This is a genomic window from Corynebacterium nasorum, from assembly GCF_032821635.1.
GTDB classification, from domain to species: domain Bacteria; phylum Actinomycetota; class Actinomycetes; order Mycobacteriales; family Mycobacteriaceae; genus Corynebacterium; species Corynebacterium kefirresidentii.
This window is the reverse complement of record NZ_JAVBIE010000013.1, coordinates 74,932-84,027: the sequence shown is the minus strand read 5'-3', so window position 1 is coordinate 84,027 and position 9,096 is coordinate 74,932. Positions and strand designations below refer to the sequence as shown.

Annotated in this window: 10 protein-coding genes; 5 read left to right on the top strand and 5 right to left on the bottom strand. The window is 55.8% G+C overall.

The genetic code is table 11. The annotated features are described in order from the left end of the window. Positions 1 to 618 precede the first annotated feature (618 nt). Entirely contained in the window at positions 619 to 801 is a 183-nt protein-coding gene (locus RAE07_RS10395) for a hypothetical protein (protein ID WP_239205600.1), read from the top strand. Positions 802 to 907: 106 nt separating this feature from the next. On the opposite strand, the gene RAE07_RS10390 is transcribed toward RAE07_RS10395, so the two are convergent. Continuing rightward, the gene (locus RAE07_RS10390; protein ID WP_200287592.1) at positions 908 to 3,091 is read right to left on the bottom strand and encodes a LamG-like jellyroll fold domain-containing protein; all 2,184 of its coding nucleotides are present in this window, start codon (positions 3,089 to 3,091) and stop codon (positions 908 to 910) included. Between the two features lie 443 nt (positions 3,092 to 3,534). Here RAE07_RS10390 and RAE07_RS10385 point away from each other — a divergent pair, with 443 nt between their 5' ends. From RAE07_RS10385 to RAE07_RS10370, 4 genes are read left to right on the top strand one after another with little or no spacing between them, the layout of a single operon-like run. Then, complete coding sequence (locus RAE07_RS10385; protein WP_200287594.1) at positions 3,535 to 4,371, top strand: DUF368 domain-containing protein; 837 nt, start codon at positions 3,535 to 3,537, stop codon at positions 4,369 to 4,371. Next, the gene (locus RAE07_RS10380) at positions 4,371 to 5,258 is read left to right on the top strand and encodes an ABC transporter substrate-binding protein (protein ID WP_200287596.1); all 888 of its coding nucleotides are present in this window, start codon (positions 4,371 to 4,373) and stop codon (positions 5,256 to 5,258) included. Before RAE07_RS10385 ends, RAE07_RS10380 begins: the two co-directional genes overlap by 1 nt. Beyond that, positions 5,251 to 6,204: an amino acid ABC transporter permease gene (locus tag RAE07_RS10375; protein WP_259824323.1), complete on the top strand. Its 954-nt coding sequence runs from the start codon at positions 5,251 to 5,253 to the stop codon at positions 6,202 to 6,204. Before RAE07_RS10380 ends, RAE07_RS10375 begins: the two co-directional genes overlap by 8 nt. Then, the gene (locus RAE07_RS10370; protein ID WP_023021666.1) at positions 6,204 to 6,968 is read left to right on the top strand and encodes an amino acid ABC transporter ATP-binding protein; all 765 of its coding nucleotides are present in this window, start codon (positions 6,204 to 6,206) and stop codon (positions 6,966 to 6,968) included. The genes RAE07_RS10375 and RAE07_RS10370 overlap by 1 nt, the downstream gene beginning before the upstream one ends. Before the next feature lie 84 nt (positions 6,969 to 7,052). Here RAE07_RS10370 and RAE07_RS10365 read toward each other — a convergent pair whose 3' ends face one another. The 4 genes from RAE07_RS10365 to RAE07_RS10350 are packed head-to-tail and all read right to left on the bottom strand — an operon-like array spanning position 7,053 to position 9,090. Continuing rightward, the gene (locus tag RAE07_RS10365; RefSeq protein WP_259824324.1) at positions 7,053 to 7,796 is read right to left on the bottom strand and encodes a sulfite exporter TauE/SafE family protein; all 744 of its coding nucleotides are present in this window, start codon (positions 7,794 to 7,796) and stop codon (positions 7,053 to 7,055) included. After that, the gene (gene coaD, locus RAE07_RS10360; RefSeq protein ID WP_023021668.1) at positions 7,793 to 8,266 is read right to left on the bottom strand and encodes a pantetheine-phosphate adenylyltransferase; all 474 of its coding nucleotides are present in this window, start codon (positions 8,264 to 8,266) and stop codon (positions 7,793 to 7,795) included. The genes RAE07_RS10365 and coaD overlap by 4 nt, the downstream gene beginning before the upstream one ends. Before the next feature lie 29 nt (positions 8,267 to 8,295). After that, complete coding sequence (rsmD, locus tag RAE07_RS10355) at positions 8,296 to 8,877, bottom strand: 16S rRNA (guanine(966)-N(2))-methyltransferase RsmD (RefSeq protein ID WP_200287598.1); 582 nt, start codon at positions 8,875 to 8,877, stop codon at positions 8,296 to 8,298. Beyond that, positions 8,878 to 9,090, bottom strand: a complete 213-nt coding sequence (locus RAE07_RS10350; RefSeq protein WP_200287600.1) for an acetyl-CoA carboxylase biotin carboxyl carrier protein subunit — start codon at positions 9,088 to 9,090, stop codon at positions 8,878 to 8,880. Positions 9,091 to 9,096 lie beyond the last annotated feature (6 nt).

The following is a 9,096-nucleotide window of genomic DNA, read 5'->3' as shown; positions in this document are numbered from 1 at the left end:
CAGGCTAACTGCCTCGCCTGCCACCACGCGCTCAACAGCAGCATCCTTAACATCCTTCGGAGTCCAACGCGTCACAACTACCTCCCGGTCGAAGTGGCGCATTCACCCCTTGACAGCACGCTTTCTAGTCGCCTTAGCTAACGTCTTTTTAAGGTGGAAAAAGGATGTAACCCACGAAAGGGCTGCTAGGGAGCGAATAAGTAGAAGTACACCCATTATCCACCGCCTCACGCGTGCATCCTCGATTCCGTCGAATGAACTGCGGTGAATAACGACAAAAGCGTCGACATAATCGTCGAACCGAACTATGCACAGAACTAAGCCAAGTACGGAAAGCATGAGAACGAACGCAACAACCGCCAGGAACATTCCTTCGACCTTATCCCCTAGGTTGTCCCCAGACTTCTGTGTTTGATCACTAGACATTTCCCAAACCTCACATCTCGCCGCCTTGTGCTCGAGGCGCCTTTCAGCCGCCAGCGAAACAATCTAGGACATCGATTCCAAAATTTAAGCACATTTCACGTTACATACCGTAAACTATCATTGACACTCTGACAAGAGTCTCCTATTTTGGGCTGTGTAAATTTGGCATACCTTCCACATTGAGGAGATTTCATGAACCGATTGCGAGTGGAAAGAATTAAAGCGATAGTTTTCACTGCATTGACGCTCATTACATTGTTGGCAATGATGGCCGTGCAATCCCCTTCCCTAGCCTGGATACCCGTCGTGTTGGGTGCAGCCTCCGCTTGGTTTTGGTGGAAGGTGGATTATCTCTCCAAGCAGGGCGAAGATTAAAACCAAAACGCGCTTAGGTTCTCTCCCCTTATGGCGAAGAACCTAAGCGCTTTGGTGCAGCTAAAGCTTTAAAGCCTGATACTGCAAAATCCCTCTACCCAGTGCTTTAGCCCAACTCGGGCAGAGTCGGGAGGTGATACTTACGCAGGAGCGCGTTAATCTGCGGGATGGAAGCCTTCAGTTGCGGCAGTGCTAGTCCAATGAGGCCAGCCACCCCTGCGATACCAAGGATTGCTCCTAAGATGCCAGGCTTCGAACTCGTACTAGAGCTCAACGCGGAGCCATCCGTGGCAGGTTGCGCGGTATCGGCCGGCTTGCCATCGTTGTGTGCACGGGCGGTAAGCCACTGGTCCTTGCCCAGGACGCCCTGAGTCAGGCGGGTCTCGCCGATCCAGCCATACCACGGGTCTTGTGGGCGCTGGTTGTCAAAGCCACCACCCATGACCCACTGCAGGTCGCGCGGGAGGAGTCCCTCGGCGCCTACGGCATTGCGCAGGATGGGCGCGCCGTTGATGAACATTTCGACGCTATCGCGTTCGGGATCATTGACCACGGCGATATGCATCCACTCGTCTTTGGGAACCTCGTGGGACCACACGGTAGAGCCGCTTCCCTGCTTCGGCTCCGCCCACCAGCGCAGCTCGCGGAGGTTAGAGATACCGAACATGACGGTTGGGTCCGTGTCCTCGGAGCCGTCTACCAGTTTATTGATGGCAGAGTCACGGCTGAGCGCACTTCCCCAACCATGCTGTGCGCCGTTGAAATCCTCCGGAATCTTGACAAAGGATTCGAAGGTATATCCCTTGGTGGTATCGACGCTATTGGCAGCCGCGCCCTTATCGGTACGGAACTCGGCATTGCCAACTTTGCCGGCAGGGTCAGACCAGAAGAGGGAGCCGGCATCAGAGGACAACGGGTGATGGTCGGTGCTATAGGTCACCCTGTCTCCGAGCATGGCGCCAGCGCGATGCAGGTTGCTGCCAGAATCGCTGGCAATATCGGGGATGGTGGTGCCACGGCCGGCAGGGGCGCCATCGACAAGCGCATGCCCATCCTTGTCCCGCGCTTCGCCCGGGCGCCAGTGGAATACCGTGTGGTCGTTTGTGGCAAAATCGTCCGCGCCCTTAGGAAGCTCGTCCTCCGCAATGGTGTAGGGCCTATAGCCCTCAGCGGCGATGTCGCGGGCGCGCTGCGCTAAGTCCGGCTGGTGCCCCTCACCCACGGTGAATTCCGGCGCGAAAGAGGAAAAACGCTGTTCAAAATCGAACGGAATGCTATAGCTATCGCCCTTATCATCCAAGGTGAGCTTATCGAACTGCGTGAGCTCCTCATGCGGCTTTTGCGCCACCCACGGCGAAAGCGCGGTCATCTCCAGCTGCTTGCCCGTAAGGTCAAACTCGAGCACGCCTAATAAACCATTGCCGCCCTGGTAGGCCATCTGATAGTCCTGCAAGATGGAAACGACGTCATGTCCGGCATCGTTCTTGTCCACGCGGTATCCGGCACCGTGGTGGTGGCCGCCCATCACGAGAAAGATCTGATCATTGCTCTTGATGAACTTATCCCACAATCCCTTGCCATAGTCATCGGAATAGAAGACGTTTCCTTCACCATCAATATTGAGGGCCTCATGAGTGGTCACAATGACCGGAAGGCCTGGATGCTTATCAATGATGCCTTGTGCCCAGGCAATAGCCTTCTCATCAGCGCGCCAGCCCAGGGCTAGATTGAGATATTTCTGGCCTTCGGCTTCAAAGATATGCGCCTCGGAGTCATTATTGACGGCGGTGTAGCGCTCTTGAAAAGTCTCCGAGTTGGCGGCCTTAGCGCGGTCGGCGCTAAACCACTTGTCATACGGGTGGGCTGCCGCGCCCTCCACGTCCATATCGTGGTTGCCTGGCAGGATCGAATAGTTCAAGTCCGAATCGTCGAGGACCTGCATGGCCTTATCAGCCACCTGCCATTCGCCCTCCACGTTCCACTGGTCTACAACATCACCCAGGTGGGTGACGAAGTCCATGTTCAACTCGTCTTGATGGTCCACTAACCATTGGGTTTGCGCCAAGTAGGGTTCGCTGCCGTAGCGAGCTTGGGCCAAGTTGCCGGTCTCTGGGGTGGAATAGCGCGAATAGAACTGGGTATCCGGCAGTACACCGATGCTAAAACGAGAGCCTTCGCTTGGCGACGCCCCCTCGGGCGCCCCCTCCGCAGCACTTGCTGCCGGCACAAAAATGAGGTTTCCCACCACCGCGGTGACAGTCACCGCGGGCAGGACAAAACGATTCTTCATAGAGAGTCCTTGGTCACTGAAAAGGAATATTTGCACGGGAGAAAGACGGGAATACGCAGGAAATAGTAGGCAGTCAATCTTTCAGTTAGTTGACGCCTACGTAAACACCAGACTGAATAATGGGAAACTTATAGTTTCTTCCATATAAAACAGCCCTGACTGCAGGAGGCCGCGCCTACCATGCCCCAAACTGCATAGTTGCACTTAAGTGTATTATTCTGACAGAATATTCATGAACGAGGATTCGCCTCAATGATTGTTTCACCTCTACGGTTAGAGAAATCACGTCCCTTTCCGTGACGGATAACCAATCGCCTTTCAATGAAAGATATGCATCACTATTAACAGCGGTCCACATGGCCACCACCGGGAAGCACTTTCTCCCCGCCCGCCTAGGCCAGTCGCCCGCCACTCCAGCCCTCTCCCAGGTAGATTTTAAATTTATGCAATACATTTTGAACGCTATCCGCGGTGCCCTCATCGGCATGGCCGAACTTGTGCCCGGAATCTCCGGTGGCACCGTGGCGCTCATCGTGGGTATTTATGAACGCGCAGTCCACAATGCCAATGACCTCATCTCTGGTCGCTTCAAGAGAGTCGAGTGGAGCTTCCTTGTCTCCGTAGCAGTCGGCATGTTTATCGCAGTCTTCGCAATGTCCACCGTGCTATCTAACTTCGTGGAAAATCACGTATCCGCGTCCGGGGCACTATTTTTGGGCATGGTTGCCGTGTCTATTTTCGTACCACTGTCTATGCTGTCCAAGCAGGAGCGGTTGCGCCCTTCTTCCATCATTGCGTTTGTGATCGCCACTATTGCCATCTTCTTTATCACCGGCTTTACTTCCGAGCCGCATGAGAACCCCAGCCTTATCGTGGTTTTCTTTGCCGCCGCCATTGCTGTGTGTGCACTCATCCTGCCGGGCATTTCCGGCTCGCTCATCTTGTTGACCATGGGGCTCTACCAACCCATCATCGGCGCTGTATCGGATCGAGATCTCGGCACCATAGCCGTCTTTGCGCTGGGTGCCTTGTGCGGCCTCGCCGCGTTTATCAAGGTCTTGAACTTCTTACTGGATCATCACCGAGCCCCTACGCTGATGGCCATGGCAGGTTTCATGCTCGGTTCTTTGCGTGCACTGTGGCCGTGGGGTGCTGACCAGGATGCCTCCAGCGGCATTATCATCGGCATGTTCATCCTCGGCGCTCTTATCGTTTCCGCGTTCATTTTCATTGACCTGAAGAAAGCTCGCGCCATAAATGAAAGGACAGCGCAGAAATAATGCCGCGCACGTTGTCTCGCCGCGCTACAATCGCCGCGGTCCTTATCCCAACTTTGGGTTTAAGCGCTTGCGTCACCAACGAGGAAGATTCCACTCCAGAGGGCTGGGAAGAACCCCACACCTCTGTAGTACCGGAGATTGCCGCCATGTATGACGACAATGATGGTGTCCTCACCGCTGGCACTAACCCGCCCTACGCGCCATTTCAGCTTAAGGATTCCCACGGAGCCCTCCAAGGCGTCGAGCTTGACCTAGCTCGCGCTGTAGCAGGTGTCTTGGGCCTCGATTTCCAGCCCTTGGAGCAGGACTTCTCCATGATTCTGCCGGCCGTGCAATCGGGCCAGATCGATATGGGTGTATCCGGTTTTACGGATAACCCAGACCGTCGGAATGAATTCGACTTTGTAGACCACCTCTACGCCGGTATCCAGTGGGCCGAGCGCGTGGACGGACCTAGGAAGGTCGACCCCGATAACCCCTGCGGATTGACAGTCGCAGTGCAGCGCACAACGGTCTCCGAAACCGATGATGTTCGCCCTAAGCAAGAAGCTTGTAATGGCGATCTCACCGTCTTGTCTTATGACACCGGAGATAACGCCGCGCTGGCCGTCCTGATGGGGCGCGCGGATGCCCTGTCTGCGGACTCCCCGGTCACAGCGTGGGCGGTCAATCGCTCTGAGGGAAAAATGCAGCAGGTAGGCGATATGTTCCAAGCCTCGCCGTATGGCTTCGCAGTTCCTAAAGATTCCGATTTGGGCAAGGCATCGGCCGCAGCGCTCCAGCACCTCATCGAAACCGGCGAGTATGCAGAAATTTTGTCCCGCTGGGGCATCGAGGATGGATTAATAGACCAGGCAATGATTAATGAAAGGCCGATCAATGGTTAATGAGAATGCGGCGACGCCGGCTACGGCCAAGCCTAAAGAAGAACCCGCGAAGATCGAGGCCCGCCCCCTGCGCCATCCATGGCGCTGGGTCTTCGCTGGCCTACTCATCGTGCTGGGAGTGTGGTTCATCATTGCCTCCGCCCGCAACGAGGCTTTTGGCTGGGGAACCTATTTCCAGTATCTCTTTGATAAGCGCATCGCGCTCGCTTCCCTGCACACCATCGCCATCACTATTTTGTCGATGATCATCGGCGTTATCGGTGGTGCCGTGCTTGCGGTCATGCGCATGTCGCCTAACCCGGTGCTGCGCGCCGTGTCCTGGATTTTCCTCTGGGTATTCCGTGGCACGCCGATTTATGTCCAGCTGGTGTTTTGGGGTCTGCTCTCTGCCATCTACCAGTCCATCAACCTAGGCTTTACCGAGGTGTCTTTGCAGACCATCCTCACCAACGCCTTCTTCCTTGCGGTGATGGGCCTAGGACTTAATGAAGCGGCCTATATGGCTGAGATTGTGCGCTCGGGCATCACTTCCGTTCCAGAGGGCCAAAAGGAGGCCTCCAAGGCACTCGGCATGTCGTGGTGGATGACCATGCGCCGCACCGTCCTTCCGCAGGCCATGCGCATTATCATTCCGCCTACGGGCAATGAGTTTATTTCCTTGCTCAAGACCTCTTCCCTCGTGGTGGCCATTCCTTATACAGAGGAAATCTTCGGCCGTACCACGGATATTTCCGCCGCCCTTTTCCAGCCCATCCCGCTACTATTGGTCGCGGCTTCTTGGTACCTCGTGGTTACTTCCCTACTTATGGTGGGTCAGTACTTCTTGGAGCGCCGCTTTGAGCGCGGTGCAACCCGCGAACTCACCGGCCGCCAGCTTGCTGCTCTTGCAGATGCTGAAGGAACCATTCCCCGCAACGTATCCGTGATTTCGGAGGCTCAAAAATAATGGCTACTCCCATGATTTCTGCCCAGAACGTCCACAAGTCCTTCGGGCAGCTTGAGGTCCTCAAAGGCATTAACCTCGAGGTCCAAGCCGGCGAGGTGGCCTGCCTATTAGGACCTTCGGGGTCCGGCAAGTCTACCTTCCTGCGCTGCGTTAACCACTTGGATAAAGCAACGGCCGGGCGCTTGTACGTCGACGGCGAGCTGATTGGCTACCGCGAGAAAAACGGGACCCTCTATGAGATCAGCGAAAAGGAAGCCGCCGAGCAGCGCTCCGATATCGGCATGGTCTTTCAATCCTTCAATCTCTTCCCCCACCGGACGGTGATTGAGAACATCATTGAGGCACCGGTGCAGGTGAAGAAGATCCCAGAGGAAACTGCCCGCGCCCGCGCGATGGAGTTGCTCGAGGATGTTGGCTTAGCCTCCAAGGCCAATAATTACCCCGTACAGCTCTCCGGCGGCCAGCAGCAGCGCGTTGCCATCGCTCGTGCGGTAGCCATGGATCCTAAGCTCATGCTTTTCGACGAACCCACGTCAGCCCTCGACCCCGAGCTTGTCGGCGAAGTACTACGCGTAATGAAGGATCTCGCGGCCGAAGGCATGACCATGCTCGTAGTCACCCACGAGATGGGTTTTGCCCGCGAGGTGGCAGATAAAGTCTTCTTCATGGACGGCGGCGTGGTCATCGAGTCTGGTAGCCCCGCTGAAGTGCTGGATAATCCGCAACAGCCACGTACCAAGGACTTTTTGGCCAACCTACTCTAAGCCCATAGCACATGATTGACTGTGCAAAGGCCCGTCAGCTTCTGTCTCTGCAGAGGCGACGGGCCTTGTTCATGGTGGCGGCGTTTAACCGAGGCTTACCAGGCCGCGAACCAATGCGCTCGCTGCGCCCAGTCCGGCAACGCTAAGCGAGAGCACGCGGGCTTTCTCCCGGGGCACACGCTGCGCGATGCGGGTGCCGGCCCAAATCCCGACGAACATTCCCATAACCCCGGCGGGCCACATTACCCAGGGCAAACCATCAAAGTGTGCCGCCCCCGTAAGCGTCTTTGTCATGACAGAAAAGAATCCGCCTACGACAAAAATGGGTTGCAGCGTAGCTGCGTACACTTGCTGAGGCCACTTTGCCGCTTGCGCGTAGACGGTAATAACTGGGCCTGCTACACCGGCCAAGGTATTGGTAAAGCCGCCGAGGATGCCCGCGGAAATAGCTGGGCCTTTGCCTTCCATTGGCGGGACAAACTTCTTGCCAAAGGTCACTACCGTCAGCGCGGCCAGAAGCGCAAGGCCCACAACGATCATAAGACCTGCTGTATCCATGCGCCTAATGAGCAGCGCCGCGGCCAAGGAACCAATCACCATGACCGGGGCTATGAGTCCAAATTTCTTCCAGCTCACATTCTCGCGCACGGAATAAGTGGTCAGCACCGCATTAATGCAGGCTAAAACGTTGATGACCAAGATTCCTTCTACCGGCCCCATAATCAGCATGAGAATAGGACCGCCGATGAGACCGAGGCCCATTCCAGATACTCGCTGGAGGGTCGAACCTACGACCACAACGAGAAAAATGACCAGTGCTAGGCTCACTTTCGGTATTTCTCCTTTACCGCACGGCCTACGGCTTCAGGAAACATGCCGGTCACGTCCCCGCCAAACTTCGCCACCTGCTTACACAGTGAGGAACTGATATAGCCGTATTTTTCGTCCGTGAGCAAAAAGACGGTATCAATGCCGGAAAGGCGCCGATTCATCTGCGCCATAGGCAGCTCATATTCATAATCTAGGGAGCTGCGCAGCCCTTTCACCAAAACATCCACCCCATGCTCAGTGGTGTAGTCCACCAAAAGCCCAGAGCAGTAGTCCACCTTGATGGAAGAATCCACGCTCTGGCGAATTAGTTCCATACGCTCATCCACGCTAAAGAGCCCGGAGGGTTTGTCAGGATTACCGGTTACCAATACGGTGACCTCATCAAACATTTGCTTAGCGCGGTTAATGATGTCGACGTGACCTAAGGTCACGGGGTCGAATGATCCTGGGCACACGGCCTTAGTCATGCTTTTGTCGCTTCCTTTTCTTCAGGGGTTTAGTCTTCGGTTTCCTCGCTGCCAGGGCGGGTATAGACCGCCATATCCATGCGCGCGATGCCAAAGGTACGCTTCTTCAGTTTCTGACCAGTGGGCTCAAAACCTGCAGGCCACGCAGTTGCTGCGGAATCAACGTGGCGCTCAATGACTACCATGGCGTTATCACTTAACACCGGTTCAATGGCGGCGATGAGTTCATCTACCTCATCAAAAGCATAGGGCGGGTCCGCCAACACCAGATCGAAGTGCCGCCGCGGGGCACTTGCCAGGTAGGTGCCTACCTTCATCTCTTGCACGCGCACGCCGGGGTGCTTGACGACGCCCATGTTATGCCGAATGATCTTCACCGCATCCGCCGAAGATTCCACTAGTACAATTTCTTCTGCTCCACGGCTAGCTGCCTCAAGGCCGAGTGCACCGGAACCAGCAAATAGGTCGAGAACCGAAGAACCGGCAAAGCCCCACCGTGCCGCGAGGGATGAAAAAAGCCCTTCACGGGCACGGTCTGCAGTAGGCCGGGTTCCTTCGGCAGGCACCTTAATGGTGCGGCCGCGGGCCTCGCCGGCAATAATGCGCGTCATTTATATTTCTCCAATCTCCATCAAAAGGTCTCCGGCTACCACGTCCCTCAAGCCAGCGACTACAATGCGGTATGCCTTGCTTAGTCTTGGGCTCGCTACGGAAGCGACTAGTTCCGTGGCGTCGACGATCGCGGGCGCGACGCCGATATCAACGGTGCCTCCCCCATTCACCTGGCAGCGGAAGATGCCTGCAAAGGGGACAAGGACGTTCATGCTTCT

Bases quoted from the DNA above. Each gene is read 5' to 3' on its own strand.
- RAE07_RS10395 (WP_239205600.1), top strand. From the start codon at position 619: ATGAACCGATTGCGAGTGGAAAGAATTAAAGCGATAGTTTTCACTGCA.
- RAE07_RS10390 (WP_200287592.1), bottom strand. From the start codon at position 3,091: ATGAAGAATCGTTTTGTCCTGCCCGCGGTGACTGTCACCGCGGTGGTG.
- RAE07_RS10385 (WP_200287594.1), top strand. From the start codon at position 3,535: ATGCAATACATTTTGAACGCTATCCGCGGTGCCCTCATCGGCATGGCC.
- RAE07_RS10380 (WP_200287596.1), top strand. From the start codon at position 4,371: ATGCCGCGCACGTTGTCTCGCCGCGCTACAATCGCCGCGGTCCTTATC.
- RAE07_RS10375 (WP_259824323.1), top strand. From the start codon at position 5,251: ATGGTTAATGAGAATGCGGCGACGCCGGCTACGGCCAAGCCTAAAGAA.
- RAE07_RS10370 (WP_023021666.1), top strand. From the start codon at position 6,204: ATGGCTACTCCCATGATTTCTGCCCAGAACGTCCACAAGTCCTTCGGG.
- coaD (WP_023021668.1), bottom strand. From the start codon at position 8,266: ATGACTAAGGCCGTGTGCCCAGGATCATTCGACCCCGTGACCTTAGGT.
- rsmD (WP_200287598.1), bottom strand. From the start codon at position 8,877: ATGACGCGCATTATTGCCGGCGAGGCCCGCGGCCGCACCATTAAGGTG.
- RAE07_RS10350 (WP_200287600.1), bottom strand. From the start codon at position 9,090: ATGAACGTCCTTGTCCCCTTTGCAGGCATCTTCCGCTGCCAGGTGAAT.